This is a genomic window from Pseudomonas sp. FW305-96, from assembly GCF_058783825.1.
Window position 1 is genome coordinate 106,946 of the sequence record NZ_JBYSYW010000012.1, and the last position, 17,532, is coordinate 124,477.

A 17,532-nucleotide genomic window follows, 5' to 3' on the forward strand; every position below is an offset into this window, starting at 1 on the left:
GCCGCTCCCGCATGTGACGTGTAACGCGACGAAATGCCAGCACCTGGCCATTGCCCCGGCACCGCCGTCAATGGGATGATTCGTATTTGCAATGTATTCTCATCAAGGCAATCCCGTGTCCCCCAAGCTCCTCCTCGCCGAAGACGATCCCCGCCTGCGCCAGGACCTGGAACACCACTTCCTGCGCCGTGGCTTCAGTGTTCAGGCCTGCGAGAACGGCACCCAGGCCTTGAATGCGATACGCCAGACACACTTCGACCTGCTGCTGCTGGACATCATGCTCCCGGGTGTCGACGGCCTCAGCCTGCTCGACGAACTGCGCCGGCACCAGGCCGTGCCGGTGATGCTGATGTCGGCCCTGGGTGCCGAGCAGGACCGCATCAGCGGTTTCACCCGTGGCGCCGACGACTACCTGCCCAAACCCTTCAGCCTGGCCGAGCTCGATGCCCGGGTCGACGCCCTGCTGCGCCGGGTGGCGCTGGACCGGCGCCCGCCCGCTCCGCGCAATGCCTGCGCACTGGACTTCGACACGGCCAACCATGATGTCGCGCACCATGGCCAGAACGCCGGCCTGACCGGTTCCGAGTACCGCCTGCTGATGACCTTGCAGGCCCACCCCGGCGAGGCGCTGAGCAAGGCTTTCCTATATCAAAGCGTCCTGCACCGGGCCTACACCCGCCTCGACCGCGGCCTGGATGTGCATGTCTGCAACCTACGCCGCAAGCTCGCCGCCATCGGTGCGGGGCACCTGGAGATCCAGGCCGTGCGTGGCCAGGGCTATATCCTGGTCGACCCGGGTAGCGCCTGATGCGCCGACATCCGCTGCTGTGGAAACTGGCGCTGCTGCAGGTATGTTTCTGCCTGCTGCTGACCTGGCTGATCTGGACCTGGGGACTGTCGGTGGAACGCAGTACCTACTTCCTCGCCCCCGCCGACCGGATGTACCTGGCCGGCTTCGCCGAACAGGCCGAGCAGGCCTGGCGCACGGACGGCGCCGTCGGCGTTGAGCGCCTGCGCCGCGAACTGGAAGTCCGGGAAGACACCTGGGTCGCCATCATCGGCCCGCACCTGCAGAGCCTCGGTACCACGTCGCTGAGCGCCGAAGAGGCCAGCCGCCTGACCTTCATGCGCAAGCTCGACTGGCCCATGAGCCGGCGCCTGCAGGACGAGTTGCCCTATGTGAGCATCGAGTTCCCCAGCCGCCCCCAGGAGGGTCGCCTGGTCATTCAACTCCCCGAGCACCTGCTGCCGACCGGGTTGACCCCCTGGACCCACGTGATCACCCACGGCGTGGCCCCTGCCCTGCTCGCCTTGTTGCTGGGCCTGGCGTTGTACCGCCACCTGGTCGTGCCCCTCAACCGCCTGCGCGACCGCGCCGATGCATTGCGCGCCGACGATTTGGACGGCCCCCGCCTGCCCTTGCAGGAACGCCGCGACGAGCTGGGCGAACTGGCCCAGGCCTTCGAGCACATGGCCGTGCGCCTGCGCAGGAGCCTCGACCAGCAACGCTTGCTGTTGCGCACGCTGTCCCACGAACTGCGCACGCCACTGGCGCGCCTGCGCATCGCCCATGACAGCGGCCTGCCCCCGGAGCAGTTGCGCCAGCGCCTGGACCGGGAAGTGGACGACATGCAGAAACTGCTGGAGGACACCCTCGACCTGGCGTGGCTGGACACCGAGCAGCCGCAACTGGCGACCGAGCCGGTGCTGGTGCTCTCGGTGTGGGAAGCGCTGGTGCAGGACAGCTGCTTCGAGAGCGGCTGGGCGATGGCGCGACTGCCCTGCTCGCTCGGCCTCGACTGCGTGGTGCAGGCCCACCTGGACAGCCTGGCCCAGGCCTTGGAAAACCTGCTGCGCAACGCCATCCGTCATTCGCCCGCCGGTGGCCAGGTCAGCCTGGAGGGCTGGCGCGAGGGCACGCACTGGCACCTGTGCCTGCGCGACCACGGACCTGGGGTGCCGGAGGCGGAGCTCGAACCGATCTTCCAGGCCTATCGCCGCCTGCCCGGCAGCGGCGCCGGTTTCGGCCTGGGCCTGGCCATCGCCCGGCGCGCCATCGAGCTGCAGGGCGGACGGCTCTGGGCGAGCAATGGCTACCCTGGGTTGTGCCTGCACCTGCTGCTGCCCGCGGCCGAAAGTGTTTAGAAAGTTAATGCGCTTTACTCTCAAATAAGAGCCATTACCATCTGTGATCTCTTGAAATCAGCCCGCCGCGCCGGAGATCACACATGTCGCCCCGCCCGCTTTGCCTATCACCCTTCCTGCTGCTGTCCAGCTGCCTGCTGAGCAGCGCCGTGCACGCCGCCAACCAGCCCGCACCGATCGAGCTGGAAAGCCAGAACGTGGTGGCCACCGCGCTGGAAGAGACCAAGCAGGCGCCCGGTGTTTCGATCATCACCGCCGAAGACATCAAGAAGCGCCCGCCGGCCAACGACCTGTCGCAGATCATCCGCACCATGCCGGGGGTCAACCTGACCGGCAACTCCACCAGCGGTCAACGCGGCAACAACCGTCAGATCGACATTCGTGGCATGGGGCCGGAGAACACCCTGATCCTGGTCGATGGCAAGCCGGTCAGCAGCCGCAGCTCAGTACGCTACGGCTGGCGTGGCGAACGCGACTCGCGCGGCGACACCAACTGGGTGCCGGCCGACCAGGTCGAGCGCATCGAAGTGATCCGCGGCCCGGCTGCCGCACGTTACGGCTCCGGCGCCATGGGCGGGGTGGTCAACATCATCACCAAGCAGGCTTCCAACGAAACCCACGGCAATGCCACGCTGTACCAGAGCTTCCCGCAACATGGCGACGAAGGCGCAACCCGGCGCATGAGCTTCGGGCTCAATGGCCCGCTCACCGACAGTCTCAGCTACCGCATCTACGGCAATGTCGCCACCACGGATTCAGACGACTGGGATATCAACCAAGGTCATGAGTCGCGACGCACCGGCAATCAGATCGGCACCCTGCCCGCCGGTCGTGAAGGTGTACGCAACAAGGACGTCAATGGCCTGCTCAGCTGGCGCCTGAACCCAGAGCAGCGGCTCGACTTCGAGGCCGGCTTCAGCCGTCAGGGCAACATCTATGCCGGCGATACCCAGAACACCAACAGCAACGCCCAGGTCAAAAGCATGATTGGTCACGAAACCAATCGCCTGTACCGAGAGCACTACGCGATCACCCATCACGGCGACTGGGACTTCGGCAGCTCAATGGCCTACCTGCAATACGAGAAGACGCGTAACACCCGTTTGGGCGAAGGCCTCGCAGGCGGTACCGAAGGCCAGTTCAATGGCCCTTTCGCCACCTCGACCCTGCGCGACCTGACCGCCCATGGCGAGCTCAACCTGCCGCTGCATGCCTGGCGCGACCAGACCCTGACCCTGGGCAGCGAGTGGAGCCAGCAAAGGCTGGACGACCCCAGCGCCAACACCCAGAGCACCAGCGAAGGCGGCAGCGTACCCGGCCTGACCAGCAGCGGTCGCAGTACCAGCACCCAGGCGCAGATCTTCTCGCTGTTCGCCGAGGACAACATCGAACTGCTGCCCGGCACCATGCTCACCCCGGCGCTGCGCTTCGACCACCACAGCATCGTCGGCGACAACTGGAGCCCGTCGCTCAACCTGTCCCACGCGCTGACCGACACCCTGACGCTCAAGGCCGGCATCGCCCGCGCCTACAAGGCGCCGAACCTGTACCAGCTCAACCCCGACTACCTGCTCTACAGCCGCGGCCAGGGGTGCTACGGACAGACCACCAGCTGCTACCTGCAGGGCAACGAGCACCTGGAGGCCGAGACCAGCGTCAACAAAGAGCTGGGCATCGAGTTCCAGGACAACGGCTGGGTCGCCGGCCTGACCTACTTCCGCAACGACTACAAGAACAAGATCGACTCGGGCCTTAGCGGCATCGGCCAGGCATCCGGTGGCGTCGGCGGCAACGCCAACGCGACGCTCTACCAGTGGGAAAACATCCCCAAGGCGCTGGTCGAAGGCCTGGAAGGTACCCTGACCATCCCGCTGAGCGAGCAGTTGAAGTGGAGCAACAACTTCACCTACATGCTGCAATCGAAGAACAAGACCACCGGCGAGACCCTGTCGGTCACCCCGGCCTACACCCTCAACTCGATGCTCGACTGGCAAGCCACGGACGACCTGTCGCTGCAACTGAGCGTGGCCTGGTACGGCAAGCAGACGCCGAAGAAGTACGACTACCAGGGCAAGCGCGTGACCGGCAGCGCCAACGACCAGGTGGCGCCTTACGCCCTGGTCGGGGCCAGCGGCACCTACGCCCTGACCAAGAACCTGAGCCTGACTGCCGGCATCGACAACCTGTTCGACAAACGCCTGTACCGCGCCGGCAACGCCCAGGCGGTCAACGGCATCGAAGGCGCGGGTGCGGCGACCTACAACGAACCGGGCCGGACGCTCTACACCAGCCTGACCGCCTCCTTCTGAACCCAACCCGCCCCGCCGTTGCCTCGCACGATGCGACGGCGGTGTGTCATGGACGACACCACGAGAACGCCTGATGAAGATCCCAACCCTTGTCCTGGCATTGCTGCTGGCCGGTACGGCTTTGGCGCAGCCGCACCCCGAACAGAAGATGGACACCACCCTGCTGCAGCGCCAGGACATGGCCTATCGCTTCAGCCACCTCGACCTGGACTCGCGGGATGGCCAGCGCCATTACCGCCTGTGGATCGGCAAGCCCCAGCGCCCGGCACCCGCCAGCGGCTACCCGGTGCTATGGATGCTCGATGGCAACGCCGCGATCAGCGCCTTGGCACCGCAACAGCTGCAGGCGCTCGCCAACGGCCAGGCACCGCTGCTGATCGCCATCGGCTACCAGACCGACCAACGCATCGAGCGTTCCGCCCGTACCTATGACTACACACCAGTCGTACCTGGGCTGGCCGAGCAGCGTGATCCGCTGACAGGCCAGGCCAGTGGCGGTGTCGATGCATTCCTCGACCTGCTGGAGCAGCGCATGCGCCCGATGGTCGCCGCTGTGGCGCCCATCGACCCGCAACGACAGATGCTCTGGGGCCACTCCTATGGCGGGCTGGCGGTGCTGCACACACTGTTCACCCGCCCGTGGCTGTTCAGCGACTATGCGGCGGCCAGCCCATCGTTGTGGTGGAACGACGGGACCATCGTGGCCGAGATGCAAGGGTTACAGGGGCGGCTGGGCAGCCACCGGCCAAGCCTGCTGCTGATGCGCGGCACGCGGGAGCCGGCCAATCCCCGGGGGCCGCTGCAGGGCGATGTGCAACGACCTGCCCGGGCGCTGGTGGCCAGTCTGGCCGGAGTGAAGGGATTGTCAGTGACTTTCCAGCCATTCGACGGCCTGGACCACGGAGCAATGCTGCCGGCCTCACTGCGGTTCGTGCTGGACAGGATGTCCAGGTCGGCTCAGTGAGGCCTCATTCGTTGTAGAAGCGGTTTTAGCCGCGATGCAAGCCAGGCGTTGTCTGGCACCCGCTTCGCGGGTGATCGCGGCTGAAGCCGCTCCTACAGATGCCGCACCCCCTCATCCAGCTTGGCGCACGATGTCCCGCAGGAAATCATCCAGCAGCCCGGTGTCACCACGCGTCACCGGCACCTCCCGCGCCTCATCCGCCCGCGCCAGCTCGGCCTCGATGAACCCATGCAGTACCTCGTCTCGCGGCCCGTGCTCGGCTTCGCCGCTGCGTCGTTTCACGGCCAGCAACGCATCGATCGCCGTCTGCAGGCGCGGGTCATCGACGGTGCGTGCCATCAACGCGGCGAACGCCGTCGGCGGCATGCCCAGGCCCTGGTCGATCCAGCGCACCGCCAGCAAAGGTCGCAGCACATATAGGTACTTCTTGAAGCGAACCGTCTCGCCCATCAGGTAGCCACGCAGGTTCTTGCGTGCCATCGACAGGTAGTGATGGCGCACCGCGCGTGGCGAGTAGAACGCCTCGCCCAGCTCGCGCAAGCGTCTGGTAGCTTCGGTGTCGGCGCGATACACCAGCGGCGAGCCCAGCCACTCGAGCAGGCTCGGGTTGGCGCCGCGCATCAGGCGCAGGGTCTTGCGCAGCTCCCAGCCGCTGATGTCCAGTTCGTCGCTCAGTGGCCGCTCGATCACGTCGCGAGGCTCGTCCACCCGCAGGTACCAGTCGTTGCGCGGCACGTAGACGAAGCGCACATCGTAATCGCTGTCCGGCGAAGCGAAGCCCCAGGCACGGCTGCCGGACTCGCAGGCATAAAGCACGGTCACCTGGTGCTCGCGCTCGATACGTTGCAGTTCATCGAGCACCCGGGCGCGCATCGCCTCGGGCAGTGGGTGGGGGTCGTCCTGATACATGTCTTCGTTCCTTGTACTGGGCGCCACACGGCGCCCGTCTCAACCTTTCACACACACTACCTGACGCAAGGTGTGCACCACTTCGACCAACTCACGCTGGGCCTTCATCACTGCATCGATATCCTTGTAGGCCATCGGGATCTCGTCGATCACATCCTTGTCCTTGCGGCACTCCACATGGGCAGTGGCGCGCTGCTGGTCTTCGACCGTAAAGCGGCTTTTGGCCTTGGTGCGGCTCATCACCCGGCCCGCACCATGGCTGCACGAGCAGAACGATTCTTCGTTGCCCAACCCACGCACGATGAAACTCTCCGCGCCCATGGAGCCGGGGATGATGCCCAGCTGGCCCTTCTGCGCCGACACCGCGCCCTTGCGGGTCACCAGTACCTCGCGGCCGAAGTGCTGCTCTTTCTGCACATAGTTGTGGTGGCAGTTGACCGCCTCGAGGCTGGCCTCGAACGGTTTTCCCAGCACCTTGCGGGTGGCGGCGACCACCGCCTGCATCATCAGTTCGCGGTTGTGCCGGGCGAAGTCCTGCGCCCACTCCACCGCCTCGACATAGTCGGCGAAGTGCCGGCTGCCTTCCTCGAAATACGCAAGGTCGCGGTCCGGCAGGTTGACCATGTGCTGGCGCATGTCGGCCTGGGCCAGTTCGATGAACAGGTTGCCGATGGCGTTGCCGACGCCACGCGAGCCGCTGTGCAGCATGAACCAGACGCGATCGGCCTCGTCCAGGCAGACCTCGATGAAGTGGTTGCCGCCACCCAATGTCCCCAGGTGCTGGCGGTTGTTGGTCTTCTCCAGGCGCGGATGCTTGTCGGTGATTGCCTTGAAGCGCCCGGCCAGGCCGCTCCAGACCTGGTCGGCCTGGTTCGGCACGTTGTCCCAGGCACCCTGGTCGCGACGGCCGAAGGTCTTGCCATGGGGCACGGCCTTCTCGATGGCTGTACGCAGGCCATGCAAGTTGTCCGGCAGGTCACGGGCATGCAGCGAGGTACGCGCGGCGATCATGCCGCAGCCGATGTCCACACCCACCGCCGCCGGGATGATCGCGCCCACGGTGGGGATCACGCTGCCGATGGTCGAGCCCTTGCCCAAGTGCACGTCCGGCATCACCGCCAGGTGCTTGAAGATGAACGGCATCTTCGCCGTGTTCATCAGTTGCTTGCGGGCGTCGTCCTCGACCGGCACACCGTCGGTCCACAGCTTGATCGGCTTGCCGCCCGCCACTTCGAGTATGTTCATTGCCTTGTTCCTTGTTGCGTTACGTCGTGTCGCACAGGGTCAACCCGCCTTGAGGCTGACCATGCCATTCAATACCTGATCCAGGCCACCGAACACCGAAATCCGGTCGATGCGCTCGGCCACCCGCTCCAGGGTTTCCAGCTCCTTCAGGCGCAGGGCCGTCGGGTTGCCTTCCATCACCTTGGCAGTGTTGAGCAGCGAGCGGGTCGCCTGGGTTTCCTCGCGGCGCCGGATCACGTTGGCCTGGGCGGCCTTCTCTGCTTCCACTACTTGCGCCAGCAGGGTTTTCATCTCGCCCGGCAGGATGATGTCGCGCAGCCCGAGGCTGCCTACTTCCAAGCCACTGCCCGGCAACTGCGCCTGCAGGTGCTCGGTAACGCTGTCGTCGATCAGTTGTTTGTTCTCCAACAGCTCATCGAGGGTCCGGGTGCCCACCGCCGCACGCAGGCCGAACTGCAGCTCGCGGTACAGGTGCTCAACCGGCTTGCTCATCTGCCCATGTGCACCGAGCACGTCGGTATAACGCCAGTTGGCCACCAGACTCAGGCGCAGGTTGACCTTGTCGCGGGTGAGAATCTCCTGGCCGCTCACCTCCAGTGCCTGCAGGCGGGTGTCGACCATCTCCACCGCTACCTGGCTGCCGCAACGCCAGTAGCCATGCTGTCCGGGCTCGAGCAACCCGGCCACCACGCCGTCGATCTTCAGCACGCCGACATGGAATGCCGGCACCAGCGCCAGCAGCACATGGTCCATGCCGGCGATACCCGGGCGATTCAGGCGGGTCACCAACTCGGCGTCCAGGCACTGGCCATGGGTCAGGTCGAGACGTTGCAGCTCGTGCCTGGCCTGGTCTTTCCAGTAGGCACGGCGGCTGTCCGGCGGCAGCACTTCGACCAGCTTGCCGTCCTCGAAGCGCAGCCCGACCTCATGCTCGCTCAGGTCCATGCACACCAGGTGCTGGTCCATGCCACGGGCGAGCAACTCCCGGACGTTGACGTCCGAAACAGGGCGACGCGTATCCACCGTGTCCACCACTACCTGGGCGCCGCAGCGCCAGAATCCATGCTGCCCGGCCAACAGCAGGTCGACCACGACACCATCGATGCGCAGCACACCGACGCTGAAGGTCGGCACCGTCACCAGCAGCACGTTGTCCATGCCGGCGATTCCCGGTTTGTTCAAGCGCGCCAGCAACTCGGCGTCCAGGCGCCGCCCCTGGGCCAGGTCGATCCGCGTCAGGCTCTGCCGGGTCTGACCTTTCCATTGCAGGCGGCGGCTGTCAGCTGCCAACAGTTCCTTCAACTGACCATCCTCGAAACGCAGGCCCACTTCGTTTTCGGCCATGTCCAGGGTAAGGAAATACTGCTCGACCAACGCCGGCTCATGTTGGCGCAGATAGCGCTCGAGGGGATAGTCGTGCAGCGGGGAATCCTGGGGGCAGGTCTTCAGCGTCAGCCGCCCCTGCCAATCGAAACGCTTGTACTGGCCCGGCTCGAGGATCGCCTCGAAATCGCCATCGTTCAGCAACAGGCCGTGTTCGTTCTTCTTCACTACAAAGCGCTTCAACATGTTCATCTTGCTCATCCTTTGTTCAATGTCCTTGGTTGCCGGGGTCGCCAACCCATCGGGCGTCGCGAGCGAAGCCTGGCGGAGTCCGGGGCCGGGAGCATTGCTCCAGCGGCCACCATCGTTGCGCCAGGCCCGGCCGGCGAGCCGGGTGGGCCAGCGGCGGGCCAGGCGTCCTTCGCAGTGACGGGCCGTCCTGGCCCTGCTTGCGTTGCCTGTGCCCACCCGGCGGGTGTTGCGGTTACAGCTACCTTAGGAGGGTAGTGCCGGGGCTTTGCCCGGCGAGCGTCTGCGCCGGCCTTTCCAGGGGCCCAGCGCAGCAATGACCGGTCGTTGCAGCGGCGGCATGCACGACACCGACACCTGAAGGTGGGTACGTGCACCGGCGGGGGGTTCCCCTGTCCCGAGGGCCTGCCTGGCGATGCGGTCGAGAGGGATATAGCGAACGGCGTGCCAGGTTTCATTCGCCCTTGAAAAAATCTTTTAACTAACTGATTTATAAGCATTTATTTTTTATTGCGCGTTAGCATGTACATTGCAACGCGTCATACCTATTCCATTTTTCGTATATCTTGCGATACATATTTATCTTTTTGGATAATCACGGATGACCAAGCCTCTCGTCGCCATCGGTTTTCTCGGCACCACCCTAGACCGCAACGGCAAGGGTGCGGCGCGCTGGAACAGGTGGCGGCCAACCATCGGCCTGTGCCAGCAACCCGACCTGCCCCTGGACCGCCTGGAACTTATCCACGGCCCCGGCGCACGCGACCTCGGCCTGGCCGAGCGAATCCGCGCCGACATCCAGCAGGTCTCGCCCGGCACCGAGGTGCGCCTGCACCCGCTGGCGCTGCGCAACCCGTGGGATTTCGAGGAGGTCTACGGCGCCCTGCACGACTTCGCCAGCGGCTACAGCTTCGACACCGAGCACGAGGACTACCTGGTGCATATCACCACCGGCACCCACGTCGCGCAGATCTGCTGGTTCCTGCTCACCGAGGCGCGCTACCTGCCAGCGCGCCTGGTGCAGACCTCGCCCTCGCGCAAGCACGACGAAAACAGCGACCCGGCCGGCATCGCCACGCTGATCGACCTCGACCTGTCGCGCTACGACCCGATCGCCTCGCGCTTTCGCCGCGAACAGGTCGAGGGGCAGTCGCTGCTCAAGTCAGGCATCGCCACGCGCAACCCGGACTTCAACCGCACCATAGAGCAGATCGAACGGGTCGCCCTGCGCTCGAAGGCGCCGATGCTGCTGGTCGGCCCGACCGGCGCCGGCAAGTCATTCCTGGCCCGCCGCGTCCATGAACTCAAGCGCGGTCGTCACCAGTTGGGCGGTCGCTTCATCGAGGTGAACTGCGCCACCCTGCGCGGCGACGGCGCCATGTCGACCCTGTTCGGCCACGCCAAAGGCGCCTTCACCGGCGCGCAGAACGCCCGCGACGGCCTGCTGCGCGCCGCCGACGGCGGCATGCTGTTCCTCGACGAAATCGGTGAGCTGGGCGCCGACGAACAGGCCATGCTGCTCAAGGCCATCGAAGAAAAGCGCTTTTTCCCACTGGGCGCCGACCGCGAGGTGGAAAGCGACTTCCAGCTGATCGCCGGCACCCACCGCGACCTGCGCGCCAAGGTCGCCGACGGCTCGTTCCGCGAAGACCTGTTCGCCCGCATCAACCTGTGGACCTTCGCCCTTCCGGGCCTGGCCCAGCGGCGCGAGGACATCGAGCCGAACCTGGATTTCGAGTTGCAACGCCACGCCCGCGAGCAAGGCCGCCAGGTGCGCTTTAACCTCGAAGCCAAGCGCCGCTACCTGGCCTTTGCCCACGCCAGCGAAGCACGCTGGGCCGGCAACTTCCGCGAGCTGTCGGCATCGATCACGCGCATGGCGACCCTGGCCGACAGCGGGCGCATCGACGAGGCGCTGGTCGAGGAAGAGATCGAACGGCTGCGCTATGCCTGGGGCCTGGAATCGGCAACCGAGCCGCTGCTGGACGGCCGCGAGCTGGACCTGTTCGACCAGGTGCAACTGCAGGCGGTGATCGATGTGTGCCGCCGCGCCTCGAGCCTGTCCGAGGCCGGGCGCCAGCTGTTCGCGGTGTCGCGCCAGGAGAAGGCCAACCCCAACGACGCTGACCGCCTGCGCAAGTACCTGGCGCGGTTCGGACTCGACTGGCAGCAACTAAAGTCGTAGGGCTTGCCAGCAGACCGCCACCGTGGGGTATGCTTGCCCGGTCTTCAGGGCGGGGTGAAAGTCCCCACCGGCGGTAAATCGAAAGATGAGCCCGCGAGCGCCCCGGCCATGCCGGGGGTCAGCAGATCTGGTGAGATTCCAGGGCCGACGGTCATAGTCCGGATGAAAGAAGGCGTTTGGCAGGGGCCGTCCAGGCGCCCTTGCGCGCGCATTTTGTTCGCCCCGAGACGTTCATCGATCATTCACGAGGAGCGTTTCATGTCCACCCCGCTTAACAAGCAATTCCCCAACGTCAGCGCCGCCATCGCCGCCTTCCAGGCCGGGCGCCCGGTGCTGCTGCTCGACGACGACGACCGCGAGGACGAAGCCGACATCGTCGCCGCCGCCGAGAACCTGTCGCTGCAGACCATGGCCATGATGATCCGCGATTGCAGCGGCATCGTCTGCCTGTGCCTGGACGAAGCCACCGTCGACGCCCTGCAGCTGGCGCCGATGGTGCAGAACAACCAGGCCCGCCATGGCACCGGTTTCACCGTCACCATCGAAGCGGCCGAAGGGGTCAGCACCGGCGTGTCGGCCCAGGACCGCATCACCACCATCGAAGCCGCGCTGCGCTCCACCGCACAACAGCGCCATATCGTCAGCCCAGGGCATGTGTTCCCGCTGCGCGCCCGTGACGGCGGCGTGCTGACCCGTCGCGGCCACACCGAAGGCTCGGTGGACCTGGCCCGCCTGGCCGGCCTGCGCCCGGCGGCGGTGCTGTGCGAACTGATGAACCCCGATGGCAGCATGGCCCGGGGCGAGCAGGTGGCGGTGTATGCGCGGCAGTACAACCTGCCGGTGCTGACCATCGAGGAGCTGGCGCGCTATCGCGAGGCGATGGTTGAGCTGGAGGCCGAGCCGGCCTGATCCAAAGGCATCGCGGGGCAAGCCCGCTCCCACGCCAAGTACCAAGGTGCTTCGTGGGGGCGGGCTGGCCCCGCGATGAGGCCAGGCCTCAACGCAACCCCAACGGCCCCTTCAGATACTCATACAACCCCGCCGCACTCTTGCGATAGCCATCGGCTGTCAGATGGACAAGATCAGGCCGCGCCAGCCCCTGCGCCTGCCAGCCAGCGATCGAGCACGGCCCGCCCATGAACCCCTGCCAATCCCAGAACAGCGCCTTGTGCTTGCGCGCCATCTGCTTCTGGATACGGATCACCGAGGCCAGCGGTTGCGGCTGGCGCGCCGCGCAACTGCGCGCCTTGCGCTGCTTGATCGAGTCCGGCGGGCCGACCAGCAGTATCGCCGCCTGCGGCAGGTCTTTGCGCACGCCCGTAAGGGTCGCCTCCAGCTGCGCCTGGTACAGCGCCAGGTCGAGCTTGTCGTCGAACGCCTCATTGGTGCCGTAGGCCAGGATCACCAGGTCCGGCCGCACGGCCTTGAGGCTGTCGCGCCAACCCGCCTGCCACTTGTCCACCACCTCCAGGCGCGCGCCGTTGATGCCCAGCGTCGAATAGATCACCCCGGCATTCTTCTGCCCCTGCAGGTACCAGCCACCCAAGGCGACGCCACGGCCACCCTCCACCGTCAGTTGCACCGGCAGGCCGACATTGGCGAACGCCGGGCTGAAGCGCCACTGGCCGTTGCTGGCCGGCAACACCCGGCGCTGGCCGCCATTGACCAGCAGGCTGGCACTCCCGCTGGACTGGTACAACGCCGAGACCTTGTAGCGCTGACGGTCCTCGTCCCGCGCTTGCAGCATCACGCTGGAACGGTTGGCCTGCGGCAGCGACAGGTAGCCGCCCAGCGGAAACTGATGGCTCTGCTGGTTGCGCGCCGACACCAGCTCCCACTGGCGCTTCTCGCTCTTGATGATCACCCGGTCGTTACGGATCCCCGGCACCGGCGAGGCCGGCACCAGGCCAATGCCACCGTCGCCGTAGCGTGCCTGCAGCAGGCGGCGCAGCTCGCCGCTGAACAGGTCGGCGGCGGTGTGCGAATCACCCAGCTGAACGATGGCAACCGGGGCACGCCCGGCATTGCGCAGCTTGCCGGCGAGCAGGGCGACGTTGCCGTCCTGGCGGCTGGCGGGCGCGGCGGTGGGCCGCGCCGCGGGCTGGACGCTCACGCTGTTGGCGCCGGTGCTGCAACCCGGCGCAGCGCTGATCAGCAGGGCCAGGCCCAGCAGGTGATGCCATTGGCGCATCTCAATGTCCTGTTACGGTCAGGCCTGGAAAGCTGATCAGCGACAGTATCTGCTCGGCAATCATCTTCTGGCCTGTGATGGTGAAATGAATGCCGTCGTCGACCCGCACCTTCACCCGCTTGCCCTGCGCGGTCTGCACCGTGTACGCGAAGCTGGCGTCGGCGTAGCCGAGGATCGGGTTGGCCGACACGTAGTATTGGCCGTACAGCGCGGTCTGCTCCTGGTAGAGCCCGCTGAGGTAACCCATGGCGTTGGACAGCCGCGCCTTCTCCATGTTCGGCGGTCCGACCCAGATAACCTGCACGTTGTGCGTGCGGGCCTGCTCGAGGATCGAATCGATCCGGGCGCGATAGGCCACCTCCCATTCCGGCGACTTGAAGCGCAGGAACGGCTTGCCTTTGCCCTGGGGCATGTCCCACGGGTCGTTGGGGCCGAGGAACACCACCATCAGGCGCACGTTCGGTTCGTGGTCGAGGGTCTCCGCCACGGTCTTCGGCCAGTTGAAGAAGCCCGGGTAGGCAAGGCCGGTGCTCTGCTTGCTGAGGTTGACGGTGCGGATCTGGTAACGCTTGCGCAAGCTGTTGGCCAGGTGCGGGGCAACGCCCTGCATCAGCGAATCGCCGACCAGGAACACCTCGTCACCAGCGGCCAGGGAGGCCACGGTGCCCGGTTGCAGCAATACCGGCGCCGGGGCTGGGGCTGGTGCTGGAGTTGCCGCTGGCATTGGCGCTGACGCCGGCACTGCCGCGACGGACGGGGTTACAGCGACGGGCGCGGGCACGTGAACCGGCGCCGGCGTGTGCGCCGCACCGTGCGGCAGCGGTTTGGCCAGCGCCGCCGGGGTCTGCAGGTCGACCGTGACCACCGGCATCGGCGCGGGCAGGACCTCGGGCAGCGGCGCTTCGGCTACCTGCGGCGCCGGCTGCAGGCGCTCGAGCAGGTCGTCACGGCGGGCCTCCAGCAGCGCCGTCAGTTGCGCCCCCATGCGCCAGGCCGGCATCTGGCCCAGCAGCGGGATTTCGCAGCTCTGGTGGTACTTCTGCTGGCAGTAGAGTTTGATCGAGTCCTGATTCAGCCAGAACAGCAGCGCGGTGGTGACCACGATCGCGTACAGGCCACGGGCAGCGCCCATCTGTACCTGGAACAGCTGTTTGCTATCAGAAGCTTGCATAGATGAACCCCGGCACGCCCGACTGCGAAGCGAAAATCACCAGCGACACACCGACCCCGAGCGGGATCGGGTACAGCTGCCACGGCAGGCGCTGGAAGGCCGCGCCATTCTGGCGCAGCAGCGCCAGCCATTGTGGATAACTGGCCACGAACAGCACGCAGGCCAGCAGCATCAGGCCAGTGACACTGTTCAGGCCCGCCAGGCTGAGCTGGGCGATGTCGCCGAGCATCTCCAGCGCGCCCTCCAACGTCGGGCTGCGGAAGAAGATCCAGGCAAAAGCCACGTAGTGGAAGGTCATCAACCGCGCCAGCAATCCCGATCCCGGCAGGTTGGCGAACCCTGGGCACCACTGGCTGAACAGCTTGGAGATGGCCAGGCCCACGCCGTGCAGTGCGCCCCAGATGATGAAGTTCACGCTCGCCCCGTGCCACAGCCCGGACACCAGCATCGCCAGCAGCATGTTCAGGTTGCCGCGCCATACGCCCTGGCGGTTGCCGCCCAGCGGGATATAGACGTAGTCGCGGATGAAGCGCGACAGGCTGATGTGCCAGCGCCCCCAGAACTCCTTGAGGTTATGTGCGGCATACGGCGCGTCGAAGTTGTCCGGCAGGCGGAACCCCAGCAACAAGGCGATGCCGGTGACCAGGTTGGTGTAGCCGCTGAAGTTGAAGTAGATCAGCAGGCTGTAACCGTACACGCTCAACAGTACCTGCTCGGGGGAGGCGCTGCCCGGGGTGTCGAACACCGGGTCCACCCACTCGCTGCCCAGCCAGGCACTGAGGAAGAACAACTTGACCACCGCCATCGCGATCAGCCCCAGTGCCCGCTGCGGCTCCAGCACCTGGCGCATGGCCGGCGGGCGGATCTGCGGCAGCATGTGCAGGGCGCGGTTGACCGGCCCGGCCACCAGGCTGGGGAAGAACGCCAGGTACAAGGCCAGGTCCAGCGGCGCCGACGGCGTCAGCTCGCGCCGGTTGATCGACACCAGGTAGCTGACCGAATGGAAGGTATAGAACGACAGCCCGATCGGCACCAGCACTTCCAGCAACGGCAGCGCCACGTCGAACCCGGCGGTGGCCAGTGCGGCCTGCGCGCCTTCGACGAAGAACGCCTGGTACTTGAACAGGTAGAAACAGCCCAGCACCAGCGTCAACAGCAGCACGCGACTGAACCAGCGCCCGGGGTAGCGCCCCGCCAGCAGGCCGAGCAGGTACACCAGCACGCTGTAGCCCAGCAGGATGTAAAGCGACTGCAGGCTGAAGCTGGCCACCAGGCCATAGCTGGCCGTCAGCAGCAGCAGGTTCTGCAGCCGGACACTCCAGCACAGGCTCCAATAAAGTATGAAGAACAGCGTGAAACAGAGGCCGAATTCGATCGAGAGGAAGCTCACAACGTAGTCCATTACATGACGTCGGGGAGGGAAGCCGCTGGCCCACGGGCCAGAGCGCGCGGATTATGGCAGAGGGCCGCCACCCCCACAATTCCATTGCTTCGCAGATTGCAAGATGACTCACATCGAACAAGTGCAACAAAATGCGACGAACGATAACCCTGCGTGATTTGCTCCCCCTGCCCCGCTCTGCTAGTGTCGCGCCGTTCTGAACACCACCGAGACCGTCGCCATGGCCCGCAAAAAAGCCTCCATCGATTTCGAACAATCCCTCGCCGACCTGCAAGCCCTGGTCGAGCGCCTGGAGAACGGCGAACTGTCGCTGGAAGAGTCGCTGGCCGCCTTCGAGCAAGGCATTGCCCTGACCCGCGATTGCCAGGGCGCCCTGGCCCAGGCCGAGCAGAAGGTGCAGATCCTCCTGGAGCGTGACGGCGAGCTGGCCGCGCAACCGTTCGACGCGGAGCCCGAGGCATGATCGCCCAGTACCAGGCAAGCGCCCAGTCCCGGGTCGACGCGGCCCTGGAACCCTTGTTCCAAGCCCCCTCCAAGGAGCTCGAGCGCCTCTACGCGGCCATGCGCTACAGCGTGATGAACGGCGGCAAGCGCGTGCGCCCGCTGCTGGCCTACGCCGCCTGCGAGGCCTTCGGTGTGCCGGCGGAGCAGGCCAACGGCGCTGCCTGCGCAGTGGAGCTGATCCACGCCTATTCGCTGGTGCACGACGACCTGCCGGCCATGGACGACGACGACCTGCGCCGCGGCCAGCCGACCACCCACAAGGCCTTCGACGAAGCCTGCGCGATCCTCGCCGGCGACGGCTTGCAAAGCCTGGCCTTCAACGCCTTGCTCGACCCGCGTCTGAGCCCGCAGCCAGACGCCATCCGCCTGCAGATGGTCCAGGCCCTGGCCAAGGCGGCCGGCCCCGCGGGTATGGTCGGCGGCCAGGCCATCGATCTCGGCTCGGTGGGCCTGAAGCTCGACCAGAAAGCTCTGGAGTACATGCACCGGCACAAGACCGGCGCACTGATCGAAGCCAGCGTGCGTCTCGGCGCCCTGGCCAGCGCCCGCGCCGGGCAGGTCCAGCTCGATGCGCTGCAGACTTATGCACAGGCCATCGGTCTGGCGTTCCAGGTGCAGGACGATATCCTCGACGTGGAGAGCGACACCGCCACCCTGGGCAAGCGCCAGGGCGCCGATATCGCCCGCGACAAGCCGACCTATCCGGCGCTGCTCGGGCTGGAGGCGGCCAAGGCCTATGCCCTGGAGCTGCGCGACCAGGCGCTGGCCGCGCTGGCAGGCTTTGGCGACAATGCCGAGCCACTGCGGGCGCTGGCCCGCTACATCGTCGAGCGCCGCCACTGATCAGCGCCGCTGCCGACATACCAGCGCCCACAGACAACGCGATACCTGTGGGAGCCGGCTTGCCGGCGATGGGGTGCGCAGCAGCCCCCGCT

The 17,532-nt window shown here is 66.1% G+C and carries 13 protein-coding genes, 1 pseudogene and 1 riboswitch; of the genes and pseudogenes, 8 read left to right on the forward strand and 6 right to left on the reverse strand.

The genetic code is table 11. The features are described from left to right. The first annotated feature begins 91 nt into the window (after positions 1-91). The 4 genes from AC3WL2_RS11890 to AC3WL2_RS11905 all read left to right on the forward strand — a co-directional run bounded on the left by AC3WL2_RS11890 (position 92) and on the right by AC3WL2_RS11905 (position 5,418). Positions 92-808, forward strand: coding sequence for a response regulator transcription factor (locus AC3WL2_RS11890; protein ID WP_219730280.1), 717 nt, complete (start codon positions 92-94; stop codon positions 806-808). Then, positions 808-2,145, forward strand: coding sequence for a HAMP domain-containing sensor histidine kinase (locus AC3WL2_RS11895; protein ID WP_102683808.1), 1,338 nt, complete (start codon positions 808-810; stop codon positions 2,143-2,145). The genes AC3WL2_RS11890 and AC3WL2_RS11895 overlap by 1 nt, the downstream gene beginning before the upstream one ends. A gap of 83 nt (positions 2,146-2,228) precedes the next feature. Further along, on the forward strand, positions 2,229-4,454 hold the full coding sequence (locus tag AC3WL2_RS11900; RefSeq protein WP_102683809.1) for a TonB-dependent siderophore receptor: 2,226 nt from the start codon (positions 2,229-2,231) through the stop codon (positions 4,452-4,454). Positions 4,455-4,527: 73 nt separating this feature from the next. Next, positions 4,528-5,418 carry an alpha/beta hydrolase gene (locus tag AC3WL2_RS11905; RefSeq protein ID WP_102683810.1) on the forward strand — a complete coding sequence of 297 codons (891 nt, stop codon included), beginning with the start codon at positions 4,528-4,530 and terminating at the stop codon, positions 5,416-5,418. Between the two features lie 111 nt (positions 5,419-5,529). Here the strand turns inward: AC3WL2_RS11905 and AC3WL2_RS11910 are convergent, their stop codons facing one another. The 3 genes and pseudogenes from AC3WL2_RS11910 to AC3WL2_RS11920 all read right to left on the reverse strand — a co-directional run. After that, positions 5,530-6,327: a nucleotidyltransferase domain-containing protein gene (locus AC3WL2_RS11910; RefSeq protein ID WP_102683811.1), complete on the reverse strand. Its 798-nt coding sequence runs from the start codon at positions 6,325-6,327 to the stop codon at positions 5,530-5,532. Positions 6,328-6,366: 39 nt separating this feature from the next. Further along, positions 6,367-7,572 carry an RtcB family protein gene (locus AC3WL2_RS11915; protein WP_102683812.1) on the reverse strand — a complete coding sequence of 402 codons (1,206 nt, stop codon included), beginning with the start codon at positions 7,570-7,572 and terminating at the stop codon, positions 6,367-6,369. A 39-nt stretch (positions 7,573-7,611) separates the two neighbouring features. Further along, positions 7,612-8,520, reverse strand: a pseudogene (locus AC3WL2_RS11920) (slipin family protein); the annotation flags it as partial. 1,225 nt (positions 8,521-9,745) lie between these two features. Here AC3WL2_RS11920 and rtcR point away from each other — a divergent pair. Together rtcR and ribB are read left to right on the forward strand one after the other, a co-directional pair. After that, entirely contained in the window at positions 9,746-11,329 is a 1,584-nt protein-coding gene (gene rtcR / locus AC3WL2_RS11925) for an RNA repair transcriptional activator RtcR (RefSeq protein WP_102683813.1), read from the forward strand. A 36-nt stretch (positions 11,330-11,365) separates the two neighbouring features. Beyond that, a riboswitch (FMN riboswitch) is annotated at positions 11,366-11,507 on the forward strand. 80 nt (positions 11,508-11,587) lie between these two features. After that, positions 11,588-12,238 carry a 3,4-dihydroxy-2-butanone-4-phosphate synthase gene (gene ribB, locus AC3WL2_RS11930; RefSeq protein ID WP_038707266.1) on the forward strand — a complete coding sequence of 217 codons (651 nt, stop codon included), beginning with the start codon at positions 11,588-11,590 and terminating at the stop codon, positions 12,236-12,238. Positions 12,239-12,326: 88 nt separating this feature from the next. On the opposite strand, the gene AC3WL2_RS11935 is transcribed toward ribB, so the two are convergent. From AC3WL2_RS11935 to AC3WL2_RS11945, 3 genes are read right to left on the reverse strand one after another with little or no spacing between them, the layout of a single operon-like run. Next, positions 12,327-13,520: an SGNH/GDSL hydrolase family protein gene (locus AC3WL2_RS11935; RefSeq protein ID WP_102683814.1), complete on the reverse strand. Its 1,194-nt coding sequence runs from the start codon at positions 13,518-13,520 to the stop codon at positions 12,327-12,329. 1 nt (position 13,521) lies between these two features. Beyond that, positions 13,522-14,691 carry an SGNH/GDSL hydrolase family protein gene (locus AC3WL2_RS11940; RefSeq protein WP_256582565.1) on the reverse strand — a complete coding sequence of 390 codons (1,170 nt, stop codon included), beginning with the start codon at positions 14,689-14,691 and terminating at the stop codon, positions 13,522-13,524. Further along, positions 14,678-16,093 carry an MBOAT family O-acyltransferase gene (locus tag AC3WL2_RS11945; protein WP_102683816.1) on the reverse strand — a complete coding sequence of 472 codons (1,416 nt, stop codon included), beginning with the start codon at positions 16,091-16,093 and terminating at the stop codon, positions 14,678-14,680. The genes AC3WL2_RS11940 and AC3WL2_RS11945 overlap by 14 nt, the downstream gene beginning before the upstream one ends. Before the next feature lie 220 nt (positions 16,094-16,313). Here AC3WL2_RS11945 and AC3WL2_RS11950 point away from each other — a divergent pair, with 220 nt between their 5' ends. Both AC3WL2_RS11950 and ispA read left to right on the forward strand, forming a co-directional pair. Then, positions 16,314-16,556, forward strand: coding sequence for an exodeoxyribonuclease VII small subunit (locus tag AC3WL2_RS11950; RefSeq protein WP_011531978.1), 243 nt, complete (start codon positions 16,314-16,316; stop codon positions 16,554-16,556). Beyond that, positions 16,553-17,440, forward strand: coding sequence for a (2E,6E)-farnesyl diphosphate synthase (ispA, locus tag AC3WL2_RS11955; protein ID WP_102683817.1), 888 nt, complete (start codon positions 16,553-16,555; stop codon positions 17,438-17,440). The genes AC3WL2_RS11950 and ispA overlap by 4 nt, the downstream gene beginning before the upstream one ends. Positions 17,441-17,532: the final 92 nt, after the last annotated feature.

Coding starts and splice junctions, on each gene's coding strand:
- AC3WL2_RS11890 (WP_219730280.1), top strand. CDS start 92: ATGTATTCTCATCAAGGCAATCCCGTGTCCCCCAAGCTCCTCCTCGCC.
- AC3WL2_RS11895 (WP_102683808.1), top strand. CDS start 808: ATGCGCCGACATCCGCTGCTGTGGAAACTGGCGCTGCTGCAGGTATGT.
- AC3WL2_RS11900 (WP_102683809.1), top strand. CDS start 2,229: ATGTCGCCCCGCCCGCTTTGCCTATCACCCTTCCTGCTGCTGTCCAGC.
- AC3WL2_RS11905 (WP_102683810.1), top strand. CDS start 4,528: ATGAAGATCCCAACCCTTGTCCTGGCATTGCTGCTGGCCGGTACGGCT.
- AC3WL2_RS11910 (WP_102683811.1), bottom strand. CDS start 6,327: ATGTATCAGGACGACCCCCACCCACTGCCCGAGGCGATGCGCGCCCGG.
- AC3WL2_RS11915 (WP_102683812.1), bottom strand. CDS start 7,572: ATGAACATACTCGAAGTGGCGGGCGGCAAGCCGATCAAGCTGTGGACC.
- rtcR (WP_102683813.1), top strand. CDS start 9,746: ATGACCAAGCCTCTCGTCGCCATCGGTTTTCTCGGCACCACCCTAGAC.
- ribB (WP_038707266.1), top strand. CDS start 11,588: ATGTCCACCCCGCTTAACAAGCAATTCCCCAACGTCAGCGCCGCCATC.
- AC3WL2_RS11935 (WP_102683814.1), bottom strand. CDS start 13,520: ATGCGCCAATGGCATCACCTGCTGGGCCTGGCCCTGCTGATCAGCGCT.
- AC3WL2_RS11940 (WP_256582565.1), bottom strand. CDS start 14,691: ATGCAAGCTTCTGATAGCAAACAGCTGTTCCAGGTACAGATGGGCGCT.
- AC3WL2_RS11945 (WP_102683816.1), bottom strand. CDS start 16,093: ATGGACTACGTTGTGAGCTTCCTCTCGATCGAATTCGGCCTCTGTTTC.
- AC3WL2_RS11950 (WP_011531978.1), top strand. CDS start 16,314: ATGGCCCGCAAAAAAGCCTCCATCGATTTCGAACAATCCCTCGCCGAC.
- ispA (WP_102683817.1), top strand. CDS start 16,553: ATGATCGCCCAGTACCAGGCAAGCGCCCAGTCCCGGGTCGACGCGGCC.